The following is a 16973-nucleotide window of genomic DNA, read 5'->3' on the forward strand; positions in this document are numbered from 1 at the left end:
CCCTACATTATATATCTGAAATGAGAGGATTTATTTTTGATCTGGATGGCGTGATAGTAGACACAGCCAAATATCATTATTTCGCATGGAAACACCTGGCGGATGAATTGGGAATTTCTTTTACGGAGAAAGACAATGAGAACTTTAAAGGGGTAAGCAGGAAACGCTGTCTTGAAATTCTGCTCGAAATGGGCAACAAAGAGGTCTCAACAGAACAATTTGATCGTTGGCTTGCCGAAAAAAATGAGGACTACCTTCAGTATATTTCAAAAATGAACGCCTCCGAGATTCTCCCGGACGTACCCAAGGTACTCAATTACCTGAAATCAAAAAATATTCCCATGGCACTTGGATCTGCGAGTAAAAATGCGCGCCCGATCCTGGAAAAAGTTGGATTATTATCTTATTTTGATGCCATAGTTGATGGTACAGCCGTAACAAGAGCGAAGCCAGACCCGGAGGTTTTTCTCATCGCTGCGGATTTACTGAATGTTGTACCGGAACACTGTGTGGTATTTGAGGATGCCCTAGCCGGGATAGAAGCGGCCAATGCTGCCTGCATGCTTAGTATTGGCATAGGGGAGGCTGAGGTGCTCAGTGAAGCAGACAGAGTTTTCAGGGATTTTACGGAAATAGACCTGGACTTTATAGAACAACTTACGCAAATGGAACATAAACCCAGAAAATCATAATATCATGAATCAGGATTATATACTACCCAATGACTGGTCAATAATTGAAGAGGGCTTTGATCCCGGCCGGGTGAAATCCTCGGAAAGCTTATTTAGCCTGGGCAACGGTGCCATGGGGCAGCGCGCCAATTTTGAAGAAGCATACAGCGGGCATACTTTTCAGGGTAGTTATATCGGTGGGGTTTATTATCCGGATAAAACCAGGGTAGGCTGGTGGAAAAACGGTTATCCGGAATATTTTGCTAAGGTTATTAATGCCCCCAACTGGATCGGTATCGGGATTGAACTCAACGGCGAGGTACTGGACCTGCATTCCTGTAAGGTTGTCAATAATTTTCGAAGAGAATTCAACATGAAGGAGGGATGGTATCAGCGCTCCTTTGAAGCGGTTCTTCAGAACGGGACGGAAGTAGCTGTAGAGGTGACCCGTTTCCTCTCCATGACACGGGATGAGCTGGGAGCGATCAGATACCGTATCCGAGTACTGGACCAAAAAGCTGATGTGGTTGTAGAACCCTATCTGGACAGCGGGATAACCAACGAAGATACGAACTGGGACGATCAGTTTTGGCAAACCACAAATGTACAGTCAGATGGGAGCAAAGGCTTTATAGAAGCTCATACCCTTAAAACAAATTTCCATACCTGCACTTTTATGGATACGCGCTTCGAACTGGATGGGAATGGCCTGGAGTTGGAAGCGGAAAGGATTCAAAAAGACACCTATCTCGGCCACCGGTATAAAATGGCTGTTGCCGGTGGGAGTACCCTCTCTATCTATAAGTACGGAGGCTATACCGTAGACACCAATCACCCGGCAAAGGAATTGATCAGTGCAGCAACCAAAATTCTCGACTCAGCTACTGATACTGGTTATGACGGACTGCTGGCCGAGCAGCGGGAGGCCTGGGCTCGCATCTGGGAAATGAGCGATATTACCATCGAAGGAGACGTAAAGGCACAACAGGGGATACGGTTTAATATTTTGCATTTAAACCAGACCTATACGGGACGGGATTCCCGTCTGAACATTGGCCCGAAAGGATTCACAGGCGAGAAGTACGGGGGAAGCACTTACTGGGATACAGAAGCGTATTGTATCCCGTTTTATATGGCTACCAAAGACCAGCATGTTGCCCGTAACCTGTTGAAATATCGGTATAACCATCTGCAAAAAGCCATAGAAAATGCACGGAAACTCGGCTTCAGTAACGGGGCGGCGCTCTATCCGATGGTAACTATGAATGGTGAGGAATGTCATAACGAATGGGAAATCACTTTCGAGGAAATTCACCGGAATGCGGCCATAGCCTTTGCCATTTATAATTTTTACCGCTTTACGGGAGATTACAGTTATATTCCTGAAATGGGGCTTGAGGTATTAATTGGCATCGCCAGGTTCTGGCATCAGCGCGCGAGCTATTCCGAGCCTAAGAAGCAATACGTTATTCTTGGGGTTACCGGTCCTAATGAATATGAAAACAATGTAAACAATAACTTTTACACTAATTATGCTGCCCGCTGGTGTATTCAATACACCCTTGAGCAGCTGGAAAAGGTCAAGGAAGGATATCCGGAAGATTACGAGCGCATCATCGGGATTACTAAGCTTACAGAAATAGAAACCGACAAATGGGCTGAGGTAGCGGGCAATATGTATCTGCCCTATTCAGAGGAGCACGGCATTTATTTGCAACAGGATGGATTCCTGGACAAAGAACTGATTACGGTTGAAAATCTCGCTCGAACCGAGCGGCCCATCAATCAAAAATGGAGCTGGGACCGCATTCTTCGTTCACCCTATATCAAACAGGCAGACACCCTTCAGGGATTTTACTTTTTTGAGGATCACTTTAGTCTGGAGCAGCTGGAAAAACACTTTGATTTCTACGAGCCCTTTACCGTTCACGAATCTTCCCTGTCTCCATGTGTACACAGTATACAGGCGGCCAAACTGGGCAGGATGGAACAGGCCTACAAGTTTTATCTGAGAACCTCCAGGCTCGATCTGGATGATTACAACAAGGAAGTGGAGGAAGGCCTGCATATCACCTCCATGGCGGGTACTTGGATGAGTATAGTTGAAGGTTTCGGGGGAATGCGAATTCTGAATGACAAGCTTTCCTTTAGCCCCAGGATTCCGAAACAATGGAAATCGTATTCATTTAAAATAAATTTTCGCAACCGGATCCTTACCGTGAAGATCTCATCCGAGGGCAGCAGTTTTGAACTGGATGGCAAAGAAGATATGTCTATCCGGGTCAACGGGGAGAGGGTGGTACTGACCCCTCAAAAAACGGTTCATGTTTAATGGTAGGTTTTCCAGGGTGCACTTTCTACTCAGATTTCCTTACAAGGGGATGCTATGCTTACTGCTTCCCGCAATATTATTCATGAGTAATTCAATGCAGGCACAATTGCGCGTAGAACCGCCCAACTGGTGGGTAGGTATGCGAAATACCCGCCTGCAACTTATGCTGTACGGGGAGGGACTAGCACAGTACACCCCCGGGCTCAACTATGAAGGGGTTAGCCTTATGGCCTGGCATCCGGGGGCCAGTGATAATTACCTGTTTATAGATTTGGAAATTGGGTCGGCTGCCTCGGCAGGGACCTTTGTGATCGATTTAAGGCAGCCTGAAAAAAAACCTGTTTCCATCACCTATCAATTAAAGAACCGCAGAAAGCCCGCTGAATCATTTAAAGGTTTTGACGCCTCTGATGCCATCTACCTGATTACTCCGGACCGCTTTGCCAACGGGGATCCGAACAATGACATCGTAAAAGGGATGCGCGAGGAAAAGCTGGACCGGAAAAATGATTACGGGCGCCATGGAGGCGATATAGAGGGTATCCGCCAGCATCTCGATTATATTGAGGAGATGGGCTTTACGGCAATCTGGCCCAGCCCCCTGCTGACCAATGACATGCCTGAAGCTTCTTATCACGGATATGCTATTACCGATTTTTATGAAGTAGACCCGCGCTTTGGCAACCTGGAAACCTATCAAGAATTGGCGAAGGAGGCGGCTGAAAAGGGGATTAAACTGATAATGGACCAAGTGGTGAACCATTGCGGCCTGTACCACTGGTGGATGGAAGATCTACCTTTTCCGGACTGGATTCACTACCAGGAAAATTTCCTGAATGATGCCCCCTTTACGGTTACCAACCACAGAAGGACGGTTAATCAGGACCCCTATGCGTCCCATGCGGATAAGCAGCGTATGAACCAGGGCTGGTTTGTACCCTCAATGCCCGATCTGAACCAATCCAATCCATTTCTGGCTACCTACCTCATTCAGAATAGTATTTGGTGGATAGAAACTTTGGAACTCGGAGGGATTCGTCAGGATACCTACCCCTATCCAAACAAGCACTTCATGGCAGACTGGGCCCGGTCTATTATGGAAGAATACCCGAATTTCAATATTGTAGGGGAAGAATGGAGTTATAATCCTTTACTGGTGGGTTACTGGCAACACGGTTCCAGGACCACCGATGGCTATGCATCCCATTTGAGAACGACCATGGATTTTCCGCTACAGCGTACCTTGGTTGAAGCCCTGAACACTGAGGAAGAATGGGATAGCGGGTTGAACCTGCTCTATGAGGCCCTGGCCAATGATTTTTATTACCCCAGGCCTATGGACATCATGCTCTTTGGGGATAATCATGATATGGACAGGCTCTTTACCCAATTAGGGGAAAGTCCCTTGAAAATGGAAATGGCCCTGGCTTTCATCGCTTTGGCACCCAGGATTCCCCAATTTTATTACGGCACGGAAATACTCATGGAAAATTCGGCAAAACCGGGAGACCATGGTTTGATTCGAACAGATTTTCCGGGTGGGTGGAAAGGTGACAGGAAAAACGCCTTTAGTGGAAAGGGCCTTTCCGGACAAGAACTGAAGATGCAACAATACCTGAGGAGGATATTGCAATTCAGAAAAACGAGCAGGGCACTTACCAAAGGAACCACCCTTCATTTTGCTCCGGAGGACGGTATATATCTGCTGCTTAGACAATACAATGATGAAACCGTACTACTGCTGCTTAACAAAAATGAGGGATCTGTAAAGATGGAGACCAGCCGGTTTGCAGAATTGGGGCTGGCAGGGAAGGAATTAGAAAACCTCGTTACCGGGGAGGTGATTACCTGGGATACCGAAATAGAGGTTCAGAATCCCGGAGCATATATATGGATGGTTAAATGAAGATTCAGTTAAGATCGTTTGCGATATCTGGCCTGGCATTTGTCAGCCTGCTGTATATGGCATGTCAGCAACCAAAAGAAAATGTTTCTTCAAGCGAGAATACAATTGAAATGGAAAAAAAGCATAAAGCTGTAATTTATCAGGTTTTTACCCGCCTGTTCGGGAATACAAATACCACCAACAAACCATGGGGTACCCTGGAGGAAAATGGGGTTGGTAAATTTGAGGACTTTACACCCAGGGCGCTTTCAGAAATAAGGGACCTGGGGGTAACGCACATCTGGTATACCGGGGTGCCACACCATGCAATGGTCACTGATTACAGTGATTACGGGCTGCCTGGTGACGATCCGGATGTGGTCAAGGGCAGGGCGGGGTCTCCTTATGCTGTAAAGGATTATTACAATGTAAATCCGGACCTGGCAATGGACCCGGCCAACAGGCTTGAAGAGTTCCGTTCCCTGGTAGAACGTTCACACGCTGCCGGATTAAAGGTCATTATAGATATTGTGCCAAACCATGTTGCGCGCAACTATGAAGGGAAATCCACCCCGCAGGGAAAGCAGCCCTTTGGCGCAACAGATGATACTTCCGTCGCATACCTTCCTACCAATGACTTTTATTATATCCCCGGACAGGACTTCCAGATGCCTCAATGGCGGGATGGTTACGAGCCTTTGGGAGGAATGCCTCACCCCAAGGCAGATGGCCGGTTTTTGGAAAGCCCTGCCAAGTGGACCGGGAATGGATCGCGCCTGGCGCGCCCGGATATGAATGATTGGTACGAAACGGTTAAGGTGAATTACGGGGTGAGCCCCGAGGGAGAATTTGCATTCGAAACGCTACCCGATTCCTACTCGGAAATGGATTATCGCGAGCATTTTGAGTTCTGGAAGGATAAACAACTCCCTCCAAGCTGGATCAAATTCAGGGATATCGCCCTTTATTGGCTCAATTTTGGGGTGGACGGCTTTCGCTACGATATGGCTGAAATGGTCCCTGTGGAATTCTGGAGTTACCTGAATTCCAGTATTAAGATGAAGGACCCACAGGCTTTTCTGATTGCGGAGGTTTATAACCCAGCCCTTTATCGCACCTACATCCAAAAGGGAAAGATGGATTACCTCTATGATAAGGTAGAGCTCTATGACAGTTTGAAACACATCATGCAGGGTCACGGTTGGACCGATCATATCCCTGTTGTCCAGAATGGGTTGCTGGATATTGAACACCACATGCTGCATTTCCTTGAAAACCATGACGAGCAGCGCATTGCCAGTCCGGAGTTTGCAGGGGATGCCAGGATAGGTAAACCAGCCATGGTGGTTTCAGCTACCCTGAGCACTTCTCCCACCATGCTGTATTTTGGACAGGAAGTAGGAGAGCCCGGAGCGGAGGATGCGGGTTTCGGTAAACCTTCCAGGACCTCCATCTTTGATTACATAGGGGTTCCTCACCATCAGCGGTGGGTAAACGGGAAAAAATTTGACGGAGGAGCTCTTTCTGAATCCGAGAAGGAGCTCCGGGATTTTTACAGGAGATTACTGTCTTTTGTTATTCAAAGCGATGGGTTGATGGGCTCTTATGCAGACATACATTACTACAACAAAGAGCACAGCCCAGGTTATGACCATAGAGTTTATTCCTTTGTAAGATGGTCTGCAAATGAAAGGCTTGTAATCGTAAGTAATTTTGACACGCACCGTTCTTATAACATTACCTTAAAAATCCCGGAATCAATAGTTTCGGAATGGAACCTGGCCCCCGGGAACCAACCACTGGAAGAAATGCTATATGGCGGGAGGGACTTGCAAATGAACATTAGCGGGGGAACGGGAGCAATTCCACTCAGTCTGGCCCCCCTGGAGTCAGTAATCCTCAAATTGAAATAAAAAAACCGGCCCTTCAAAGGGCCGGTTAATATGCTTAAACTGTTTTGCCGATCAGGCAGCGGCCTTAGGTGCACTGGCAGTATAAATAAGGGCAATTATGGCACCGGTTACCCCATAGTACAGAATATCCACGATAGCCTCTGCGATATGACCGGTCATATCCATAAAATTGGATGTTCCCAGCCAGACGAGGCCCATTCCCACCCCGATCAGGAATCCAACCCAGGCACCAAACTGAAAGCCCTGTGCGGCACTGTGATGACCACGTGCCCACTTCCCGTAAAGTGTGCTAAGTGCAAAAGCGGTAGCCAGATTGCCGAGGAAAATCATCCCCAGGCTCATCTCTTCATCGCTTTTCATAACATCCACAATGCTGTGCTCTTCAAAAAATGACATCAGGGCCATCCCCCAAATGAGGTACCCCAGGATGAACATAGCAATGGTGGCTGCCACCGTTGCCAATAAATTTTGTTTGCTAAACATTTTGCTTGGTTAATTGGTTAATAATGAATTAAATATACCAAAAGATTTCTGAGTTTGGGTTGCAGGAATCAAAATTTATTGGGGTCAGCAGGATTCAAAAATCCAGGGACTTTGTACTTTAGAACTTTCAAAATGATAGAAAATGAGAATATTTGGATGCCTTTTAATTATCGCTTTTATGAACGGGTGTAAAACAAGTTCTGATTCCCCGCTGATTATTGGTCATCGCGGGGCCATGGGTTACGAAACAGAAAACAGTATTGCCTCTATTGAAAAAGCAATGGAACTGGGGGTGGATATGATAGAAATAGATGTCTTCAGGATCAAAAGTGGAGAGATTGCGGTATTTCACGATGAGAAGGTAGACCGGTTAACAAATGGTGAAGGCTTTGTGGAGGATTATTATATGTTGGAATTAAAGCAACTGTTGTTGGACGGTGGCCACCAGATACCGATACTTCAGGATGTCCTTAAAGCAATTGATAACCGCGTGGCGCTCAACATAGAACTTAAGGGGGCGGGTACCGCCAACAGAGTACAGTACATAACCGATTATTACAGTACCAAAAGAGGCTGGGATAGCAGTAATTTTCTGATATCAAGCTTCAACTGGGATGAACTCAGGGAGTATCGAAAAATGGATCCTGAAGCTCGAATTGCTGTTCTTACGGAAGGAGATCCTCTGGAAGCCCTTGAATTTGCCAGGGAATTAAATGCAGAGGCGATCAATCCGCATTTCTCTCAGCTAAATGCAAAAAATGTGAAACAAATACATGAAGCAGGGTTTAAGGTATACACCTGGACTGTTAACGAGGCTGAAGTATATCGCAAATTGGAACAGATGGGAGTAGATGGTGTTTTCAGCGATTTCCCAGATCGGATGCAATAATGTATGATCTGCTGGTAATTGGAGGAGGAGCTGCAGGTTTTTACGGTGCAGTACACACAGCCAGGAACGCTCCCGCATTGCGTATTGGTATCCTGGAACAGGGTAAACAGGTTTTGGGTAAAGTAAAGGTTTCCGGAGGCGGACGCTGTAATGTGACCCATTCCCCTGCTGCCCCTGAAGTATTTGCCCGGAATTATCCCAGGGGGTCCCGAGAATTGATAGGGCCTTTTTACAGACATGGGAGCTCTGAAGTGATGGCCTTTTTTGAATCCCTTGGAGTATCCCTGAAAACAGAAGACGATGGCCGGGTATTTCCGGTTACCGATAATTCACAAACCATCATTGACCACTTGCTCGGCGAAACTTCTCGTTTGGGTATAGAAGTACATACCCAAAAGAAGGTTTTTGAAATAAGCCCCCCCGGCCCTGAATCTGATCACTGGGAATTGCAGACTTCTTCGGGTGCGATGAAAGCCAGGCGGATACTGGTTGCCAGCGGCAGCAGTAAAAAAGTATGGGATATGTTATCCGGCCTGGGGCATACCATCGTTTCCCCGGTCCCCTCCCTTTTTACCTTTAATGTTGCCGATAGTCGCCTGCAAGGCCTGCAGGGCCTCAGCTGCGAGGCAAAACTGGAAATATTCCCGGATATCCCGGATGGCCAGAACGAAATAGGTATTTACTATCGGCATGCAAAAAAAGCCAAGCAACTACAGAGTGAAGGCCCTTTACTTATTACTCACTGGGGATTGAGCGGACCTGCTGTACTAAAGCTTTCTGCCATGGCTGCAAGGTTTTTGGAAAAAGCGCACTATCGTTTTGCGCTTCGGATTAACTGGGTTCCGCAGTACCATGCAGATGGGATGAGGTCCTTTCTCGAAGGAGTAAAGCAGGCAGATGCCGCCCAAAGGGTGGAAAAGAGCCGGGCGGTTTCTCTTCCAGGAAGATTGTGGAGGCGTTTGGTGGAAGCATCCGGGATCACCCCTGAAACACGTTGGGCGGAGGTAAGTCGGGAAGCACTGCAACTTCTCTGTAAGGAGCTTACGGCCGGGGAATTCAGGATACACGGAAAGAGTACCTTTAAGGAAGAATTTGTTACGGCCGGAGGGGTTTCCCTGAAACAGCTCAACTTTAAAAGCTTTGAAAGCAAGATACATCCCGGCCTCTTTCTTGCCGGGGAAGTTCTGGATATCGATGCCGTTACCGGGGGATTCAATTTCCAGAATGCCTGGACCGGAGCTTACCTGGCGGCCCAGGGTATTGTCGAATCCCTCAAACCTGATTAAGCCGAGAGCAGGAGGTACAGGCCCGCAGCAGTGAGCGACCCGAGTACAGGCCCCAAGACAGGAACCCAGCTGTATCCCCAATTGCTGGTTCCCTTGTGTTTTATAGGTACAAGGGCGTGCACAATACGCGGTCCGAGGTCTCGGGCAGGGTTTATTGCATAACCCGTTGTGCCTCCAAGCGAGAGGCCGATTCCCCAAACCAAAAGGGCAACGGGCAGTGCCCCAAGAGAACCGAGGCCAATGACCGAGGCGGTTTCCAGGATACTGGCATCCGTAAAATAGAGGACGGTAAAAACCAGTACAAAAGTACCGGCAAGTTCGCCCAGGATATTTAATAAGGGATTGCGTATAGCCGGAGAAGTACTGAAAACGGCCAGTTGCATACCCTCTGCCTGGGTTTTGTCAAAGTGGTCCTTGTAGATTGCCCAAACGCAGAAGGCCGCCAGCATGGCTCCAATAAATTGAGCGAGTATGTAGGCAGGTACCTGCTCCCAGGGAAAACTGCCGGCTGCTGCCAGGCCTATACTAACCGCAGGATTAATATGTGCGCCGCTGTAAGGGGTGGCAACCACTACCCCTACATAAACGGCAAATGCCCAGCCGGTCGTAATTACCATCCACCCGCTATTTTGACCTTTGGTACCCTCCAGTACCACATTGGCATTGACGCCGCAACCGAGCAGCATCAACAAAAAAGTACCTATAATTTCGGCAGTGAATGCACTCATATCATGAATTTAGGTTTATTTGATTTTCATCTGCAGACCAGGTTTCCAGGGCCCTGATTGCACGGTACCAGCCTTTAATCCTGTTTTCGATATCGGCTCGTTCGGTGGTGGGGGTAAAGCGGGTGTCGGTTTGCCAGATTTCTTTGATTTCTTCCACTGAGTCCCAGTAACCAACTGCCAGGCCGGCAAGAAAGGCCGCCCCCATAACCGTGGTTTCTATGATTTTCGGACGGATCGTTTCTGTATTCAGAACATCGGCCTGGAACTGCATCATCAGCTTGTTCACTGTAGCCCCGCCATCCACCCGCAGTTCCCGGATGGGTATTCCGGAATCTGCTTCCATCGCTTTGAGAATATCCATGGTCTGGTAGGCAATAGATTCCAGTGCAGCCCGGGCAATATGTGCATCGGTGGTGCCGCGGGTAAGCCCGAACATACACCCCCTTGCCTGCTGGTTCCAATGGGGTGCCCCCAGTCCGGCAAATGCCGGTACAAAGTAGACACCCTCCGTGTCATTTACACTTTCAGCGAGGGGCTCCACATCCTTTGATCTCTCAATAATTTTCAGGCTGTCTCGCAACCACTGTACCACTGCTCCTGCTATGAAAATACTTCCCTCCAGGATGTAAGTAGTTTGGCCGTTTATCTTCCAGCCAACCGAAGTAAGGAGGTTGTTCTTGGAAACAATGGGGGAGTGTCCGATATTCATCAACATAAAACATCCCGTCCCATAGGTGTTTTTTACCATGCCCTGCTCTATGCACATCTGTCCGAATAAGGCTGCCTGCTGGTCCCCGGCTATTCCTGCAATGGGGATGCCCTCTTTAAGAAAGCCCTCGTCGGTAGTTCCGTATACCTCACTGGATTCACGGACTTCCGGCAACATGGATTCGGGAATTCCAAACAGCTCCAGCAGCTCAGGGTCCCAGGCCATCTCGTTGATATTGAATAGCATGGTCCTGCTTGCATTGGTGACATCGGTTATATGGAGATTGCCCCCTGTCATTTTCCAAATTAGCCAGGAATCAATGGTACCCACAAGCAAATCCCCGGCTACTGCTTTCTCCCGGGCCCCCTTAACATTATCCAGGATCCATTTCACTTTTGAACCTGAAAAATAGGAGTCTATTACCAGCCCGCATTTATTGCGAATCCATTCTTGCCGTCCTTCTTTTTTCAGGGTTTCGCAATATTGGGCGGTTCGTTTGTCCTGCCAGACAATGGCATTGTAAACGGGGTCGCCGCTGTTTTTGTCCCAGACCACAATCGTTTCCCTTTGGTTGGTAATACCAATGGCTTTAATTTGCTTGGGCTTAATCCCTTTTTTAGCCAGGGCTTCAGCTGCCATTCCGGACTGAACGGCCCAGATTTCCTCTGCGTCGTGCTCAACCCAGCCGGCTTTTGGAAAGTGTTGCCTGAATTCTTTTTGTGCGGTGGAAACTATTTTGCCGGTCCTGTCAAATAACAAAGCCCGGCAACTGGTGGTACCCTGGTCCAGGGATAAAATATAGGTATCCATAAAGAATTTAACTTTTTAGCTCCTTTTTTGGGCTGCCTAAAAATAACAGATTTATCCCTATATACACAATTCACTACCTTGGATAGGATTATAAGTCTCCAAATGCAGCAATTAAAAGTGTTTATTGGTCTTCTGAGAGGGATAAATGTAAGCGGAAAAAACCCGGTGAAAATGAAAGATCTGAAAGCCCTGTTACAGGCGGCAGGATTTAAGGAGGTGATAACCTATATACAAAGTGGAAATCTGGTTTTCAAAACACCGCCAGAATCCCATGCATCACTGGCCTCCCGTATTGAAAAAACCCTTGCGGACCAGTTTGGGGTAGAAATACCTGTATTGATATATTCCCCGGAGCAATGGGAATCCGTTCTGGCATCAAACCCGTTTATCCAGTCCGTTGAGCAGGATACGGCCTCCCTGTATTATATATTCTGGAAATCCCCTCCGGGGCAGGAAGTGTCGGACAAATTAAAGGCCGCAAACATTGTCAGCGAAGAGTGGGCACTGGGAGCAAATTGTCTTTACATCAAGTGTCACAAGGGGTACGGAAATGCAAAACTGAACAATAATTACCTGGAACGTCTGGCCGGAGTAAAGGCCAGTACCCGGAACCACCGGACCCTTCTGAAATTGGCTGAACTGGCCTCAGACCAAACCGGTTAATTCAATTCAATGATTTTATAGTTGAGAATCCCGGCAAAAATCACCCAGAGTAAATAGGGGAGCATCAAATAGGCAGACAGTCTATTTACTATTCGAAACCACTTGATTGTAAATCCGATGAGCACAATCAGGGCAAGGAGGATTACCAATGCCCAACCCGGATCCTGCATTCCAAAGAAAACGATGCTCCAGGCAGCGTTAAACAACAACTGAAAGCCAAAATAGTAAAGGGCGGTTTTGACCCATATGTGATGAAACCCCCGGGACCAGACCAGGCCGGCTGCTACCCCCATCAGGATATAGAGGACCGTCCAGACAGGCCCGAAGATCCAGTTTGGCGGGTTAAAAGTGGGTTTATTCAGGCCGGCATACCAGGTGTCTACTGAACTTTGGGTGGCAAAACCTGAAAGGAAGCCAATTAAAAGGCATACCATTACGGCAATTCCTATGCGGACCATATTTTTTTTGCGAAACTGCATCTCTCTAAATTAGCAATTTTTTGGAATGTAGGTGTGCCAAAAGGCGAAGGCTTATCTTTGCCAAAATTGCTCGATATGACAGCAGCTGAATTCAAGGCCAAAAAAACGGAAGATTTACCGGAAAAAGGGCGTTTTAAATGGGAAGCTCCCAGTAATATTGCCCTGGTCAAGTACTGGGGAAAAAAAGGGGAACAGCTCCCAACAAATCCTTCGGTAAGCTTTACACTCAATGCTTCTGCTACCCGGACAGAACTCACATACCAGAAATGTTCTGAGCCCTGGAAAACCCCGGATTTTGAGATCTTACTGGACGGGCTTGCGGCCCCGGATTTTAAACCGAAGATAAGCGCCTTTTTCAATCGGATACTGCCATACATGCCGTTTTTGCAAGAGTACCGCTTTGAGATCAGCACTGCCAATACCTTCCCGCACAGCAGCGGAATTGCCTCCTCGGCGAGTGGTATGGCCGCCCTGGCCCTCTGCCTGATGGATTTGGAACGTGAAATATACCCGGAAACTGATGGGGATTATTTCCATACCAAGGCTTCTTTTATTGCCCGGCTGGGATCAGGTTCTGCCTCCCGGAGTATTCTCGGACCTTTGGTTTTATGGGGATCGCATCCATCTCTCAGCGGCAGCTCCGATTTATATGGAATTCGCTACCCCCTTGAAGTTCACCCGGTGTTTGAATCTTATCAGGATACCATTCTTCTGGTGGATAAAGGGCGCAAAACAGTTAGCAGTTCGGTGGGGCACGGACTTATGAAAGGGCACCCCTTTGCCAGCCAGCGTTTTTCGCAGGCAGGCAGGCATCTGGAAGAGCTTCTTCCCATTTTTAAATCCGGGGACCTGGAAAAGTTTATGTCGGTAGTCGAGTCTGAAGCCCTGAGCCTTCACGCCATGATGATGAGCAGCATGCCGTATTTTTTACTGATGAAACCCGGCACCCTGGAAATCATCGAACGGATTTGGAGTTTCAGAAAGGAAAGCGGTCACCCGCTGTGTTTTACCCTGGATGCGGGAGCCAATGTTCATGTTTTGTACCCCGAAAGCGCTGCAGGTCCGGTATATTCCTTTATCAGGGAAGCCTTGTTGCCTTTCTGCGAAGGCGGACAGCACATCTGTGACCAGGTGGGTAAGGGGTCCCGGAAATTATAGTAAAGGCGGAAATTAAACGAGTGGAAACCATCCCTGATAAGTTGAATAGACACCTCCTAACTATTTGATTGAAAATGACCTACCCTATCAATATTAACAGTACCTTTAGAAGAAAGTTTTATATTTTTGTGAGCGTTTAGAATTGCTGTTTATGAAAGGACCCCTGTTTTACTCAAAAATCCTGCTTTTTGGCGAGTATGGAATTATTAAAGATTCCAGAGGCCTGTCCATCCCTTACAATTTTTTTAAGGGGGCATTGAAGAAGTCCAAAAATCTCAGTGGTGCAGCCCTAAAGTCAAATGAGAATCTGAAGCGTTTTGCCGGGCACCTGGAAACGGTGCAGGAGGACACAAGCATTGAAGTGGCTTTTGACCTGGAGTTATTGCGTTCAGATCTGGCAGAGGGGATGTATTTTGACAGCTCTATCCCACAGGGTTACGGAGTGGGAAGCAGCGGTGCCCTTGTAGCAGCTATTTACGACCGCTACGCTATCGGGAAAATTACGGTGCTGGAGAATCTCACCCGCGAGAAGCTGTTGAAATTAAAAGGGATATTCGGCCGGATGGAATCTTATTTCCACGGCAAGTCTTCCGGACTGGATCCATTAAACAGTTATCTGAGCCTGCCTATCCTGATCAATTCACAGGACAATATCGAATCTACCAGCATCCCTTCCCAGCACTCAGAGGGAAAAGGCGCCGTTTTTTTGCTTGACAGCGGTATGGTGGGGGAAACAGCCCCAATGGTTCAGATATTCATGGAGAAGATGAAGCAGGAAGGGTTTCGGCAGGTGCTCAAAGATCAGTTTATCCGGTATACGGACGCCTGTGTGGAAGACTTTATCAGCGGAAATGTAAAATCCCTGTTTGGGAACATCAAGCAGCTTTCCCATGTGGTTCTTGATCATTTCAAACCGATGATTCCCAAAGAGTTCCATCAGCTTTGGAAACAGGGAATTGAGACAAATGCCTATTACCTGAAACTTTGCGGTTCAGGTGGTGGCGGATATATACTGGGTTTTACAGAAGATCTCAGCAAAGCGCGTAAAGCGCTTAAAGGCCACCGGCTGGAAGTGGTTTACAACTTCTAGGGCCGCCCGGGATGCTCAACCGGAGGAACAGACTTATACTGCTTAAGACCATTAGTCTTATTTCAATCGTAAGGGGTTACAACATCCTTGTTATAATACTGGCACAGTACCTTGCGGCCATTTACATCCTTTCTCCCAACCTGCCGCTCAGGGAGGTTATTTTGGACAGTAACTTATTTGTCATTGTCCTGTCTTCGGCCCTGGTTATAGCCGGGGGTTATATCATCAACAGTTTTTACGATTCGGAAAAGGACCTGATCAACAAACCCCAAAAGAGCATGCTGGACCGCCTGGTGCGGCAGCGGACCAAAATCTACGCCTATTTTGTGCTCAATTTTATAGGGGTCTTATTGGCCAGTTATGTTTCGTTTAAAGCTGCCTTATTTTTTGCTTCCTATGTTTTTGGGATCTGGTTGTATTCCCACCGGCTTAAAAAGATCGCTTTCCTGGGGAATTTTGTTTCTGCAACCCTCGCCATAGCGCCCTTTTTCGCTGTTTTCGTTTATTACCGGAATTTCGAACTCGTAATTTTTGTGCATGCCCTCTTCCTTTTTTTGCTGATTTTAAGCCGGGAAATGGTCAAGGATATGGAAAATATTGCAGGAGACCTGGCTCAGAATTACCGTACCCTGCCGGTGCGATATGGAAACCGGTTTACAAAGTGGTGCATAACTGCATTGATCCTCCTTGCCCTTATCCCTGCCTTTTTACTGATCCGATATTTTGATGTGGGCTATATGTACCTGTATTTTATAGCCTGCAGCCTTTTGCTTTTGCTCTTCCTGTTTTTGCTCTGGCGATCCAGCACCAAAGAGCACTATGTCTGGTTGCACAACATTATTAAGTTTATAATTGTTTCCGGGGTTTTTGGCATCCTGCTGATAGACGTAGACCTGGTTTTAAACCGAATCTTATGAAAAATGCAGAGCTGAAAGTAGGGATTGCACAATTGTCACCCGTGTGGCTAAATAAATCAGCTACAGAAAAACGCATCCTGCAGGCCATGGAAGAGGCTTCCACCAGGCAGGTAGAACTACTGGTTTTCGGGGAAGCCCTCTGGCCGGGATACCCATACTGGCTGGCCTATACGGATGGGGCGGCATGGGATACTAAAATCAACAAGGCCTTGCATGCCCACTATTTGGCCAATGCCATAAGCCCTGAAGCCGGAGATCTCAAGCCTATATGTGAACATGCAGCCAGGTATCGGATGGCGGTATACCTGGGAATCGTTGAGCGCCCTGTTGACCGTGGTTCTCACAGCCTTTACTGTTCCCTGGTCTATATCAATACTGAAGGAGCTGTATGTTCCGTGCACCGCAAATTACAACCCACTTATGATGAGCGCCTTACCTGGTCCCCCGGGGATGGGAACGGGCTGAAGGTTCATCCGCTGAAATCATTTGGGGTCGGAGGCCTGAATTGCTGGGAAAACTGGATGCCACTGGCACGCACTGCCCTGTACGGACAGGGGGAGAATGTGCACATTGCCGTTTGGCCCGGCAGCGATTACAACACCCGGGACATCACACGATTTATCGCAAGGGAGTCCCGCTCCTATGTGATTTCCGCATCGGCGCTGATGCGAAAGGAAGATTTTCCCAAAGACACGCCTTTTGTTCAGGAAATTTTAGAGAAGGCCCCTGCAATTCTCTCCAATGGCGGTTCCTGCATTGCCGGCCCGGATGGAGAGTGGGTTATGGAACCCCGAACGGATGAGGACGGCATATTTACGGCCAGCCTCTCCCTGGAACGCATCTTTGAAGAACGCCAGAATTTTGATCCCTCAGGACATTACAGCAGGCCGGATGTTACCCGATTGACGGTAAACACCTCCCGTCAATCTATTCTTGAGATCAACCCTGAGAAGGAGTAGC

Annotated in this window: 15 protein-coding genes; 11 read left to right on the forward strand and 4 right to left on the reverse strand. The window is 47.7% G+C overall.

Annotated elements, in window-relative coordinates; translation table 11 throughout:
- The first annotated feature begins 20 nt into the window (after positions 1–20).
- The 4 genes from pgmB (at position 21) to ACT6NV_RS08295 (ending at position 6801) form a co-directional block, all read left to right on the forward strand.
- On the forward strand, positions 21–692 hold the full coding sequence (gene pgmB / locus ACT6NV_RS08280) for a beta-phosphoglucomutase (RefSeq protein WP_445384011.1): 672 nt from the start codon (positions 21–23) through the stop codon (positions 690–692).
- Positions 693–696: 4 nt separating this feature from the next.
- Positions 697–3003 (forward strand): glycoside hydrolase family 65 protein, encoded by a 2307-nt coding sequence (locus ACT6NV_RS08285; protein WP_445384012.1) that lies wholly within the window; start codon positions 697–699, stop codon positions 3001–3003.
- Between the two features lie 82 nt (positions 3004–3085).
- On the forward strand, positions 3086–4909 hold the full coding sequence (locus tag ACT6NV_RS08290; protein ID WP_445384013.1) for a glycoside hydrolase family 13 protein: 1824 nt from the start codon (positions 3086–3088) through the stop codon (positions 4907–4909).
- Positions 4906–6801, forward strand: coding sequence for an alpha-amylase family glycosyl hydrolase (locus ACT6NV_RS08295; protein ID WP_445384014.1), 1896 nt, complete (start codon positions 4906–4908; stop codon positions 6799–6801). Before ACT6NV_RS08290 ends, ACT6NV_RS08295 begins: the two co-directional genes overlap by 4 nt.
- Positions 6802–6852: 51 nt before the next feature.
- Here ACT6NV_RS08295 and ACT6NV_RS08300 read toward each other — a convergent pair whose 3' ends face one another.
- Positions 6853–7284 (reverse strand): hypothetical protein, encoded by a 432-nt coding sequence (locus tag ACT6NV_RS08300; RefSeq protein WP_445384015.1) that lies wholly within the window; start codon positions 7282–7284, stop codon positions 6853–6855.
- A gap of 178 nt (positions 7285–7462) precedes the next feature.
- Here ACT6NV_RS08300 and ACT6NV_RS08305 point away from each other — a divergent pair, with 178 nt between their 5' ends.
- Both ACT6NV_RS08305 and ACT6NV_RS08310 read left to right on the forward strand, forming a co-directional pair.
- Entirely contained in the window at positions 7463–8173 is a 711-nt protein-coding gene (locus ACT6NV_RS08305) for a glycerophosphodiester phosphodiesterase (protein ID WP_445384016.1), read from the forward strand.
- A complete protein-coding gene (locus tag ACT6NV_RS08310) occupies positions 8173–9459 on the forward strand; it encodes an NAD(P)/FAD-dependent oxidoreductase (RefSeq protein ID WP_445384017.1) in 1287 nt (428 codons plus the stop codon). Before ACT6NV_RS08305 ends, ACT6NV_RS08310 begins: the two co-directional genes overlap by 1 nt.
- Here the strand turns inward: ACT6NV_RS08310 and ACT6NV_RS08315 are convergent.
- The gene (locus ACT6NV_RS08315) at positions 9456–10187 is read right to left on the reverse strand and encodes an MIP/aquaporin family protein (protein WP_445384018.1); all 732 of its coding nucleotides are present in this window, start codon (positions 10185–10187) and stop codon (positions 9456–9458) included. The genes ACT6NV_RS08310 and ACT6NV_RS08315 overlap by 4 nt on opposite strands.
- Position 10188: 1 nt before the next feature.
- A complete protein-coding gene (glpK, locus tag ACT6NV_RS08320) occupies positions 10189–11706 on the reverse strand; it encodes a glycerol kinase GlpK (RefSeq protein ID WP_445384019.1) in 1518 nt (505 codons plus the stop codon).
- Between the two features lie 102 nt (positions 11707–11808).
- Between glpK and ACT6NV_RS08325 the strand changes: the two genes are divergently transcribed.
- On the forward strand, positions 11809–12369 hold the full coding sequence (locus ACT6NV_RS08325; protein ID WP_445384020.1) for a DUF1697 domain-containing protein: 561 nt from the start codon (positions 11809–11811) through the stop codon (positions 12367–12369).
- Here ACT6NV_RS08325 and ACT6NV_RS08330 read toward each other — a convergent pair.
- Positions 12366–12848: a TspO/MBR family protein gene (locus ACT6NV_RS08330; RefSeq protein ID WP_445384021.1), complete on the reverse strand. Its 483-nt coding sequence runs from the start codon at positions 12846–12848 to the stop codon at positions 12366–12368. The two genes, ACT6NV_RS08325 and ACT6NV_RS08330, sit on opposite strands and share 4 nt — an antisense overlap.
- Positions 12849–12923: 75 nt before the next feature.
- Between ACT6NV_RS08330 and ACT6NV_RS08335 the strand changes: the two genes are divergently transcribed.
- From ACT6NV_RS08335 to ACT6NV_RS08350, 4 genes are all read left to right on the forward strand, one after another.
- Positions 12924–14006, forward strand: a complete 1083-nt coding sequence (locus ACT6NV_RS08335; protein ID WP_445384022.1) for a diphosphomevalonate/mevalonate 3,5-bisphosphate decarboxylase family protein — start codon at positions 12924–12926, stop codon at positions 14004–14006.
- 151 nt (positions 14007–14157) lie between these two features.
- Positions 14158–15096 (forward strand): mevalonate kinase family protein, encoded by a 939-nt coding sequence (locus ACT6NV_RS08340; protein ID WP_445384023.1) that lies wholly within the window; start codon positions 14158–14160, stop codon positions 15094–15096.
- An 11-nt stretch (positions 15097–15107) separates the two neighbouring features.
- Positions 15108–16013, forward strand: coding sequence for a geranylgeranylglycerol-phosphate geranylgeranyltransferase (locus ACT6NV_RS08345; RefSeq protein WP_445384024.1), 906 nt, complete (start codon positions 15108–15110; stop codon positions 16011–16013).
- Positions 16010–16972 carry a carbon-nitrogen hydrolase family protein gene (locus tag ACT6NV_RS08350; protein WP_445384025.1) on the forward strand — a complete coding sequence of 321 codons (963 nt, stop codon included), beginning with the start codon at positions 16010–16012 and terminating at the stop codon, positions 16970–16972. Before ACT6NV_RS08345 ends, ACT6NV_RS08350 begins: the two co-directional genes overlap by 4 nt.
- Position 16973 lies beyond the last annotated feature (1 nt).

The sequence above is a fragment of the Robiginitalea insularis genome (genome assembly GCF_052497835.1).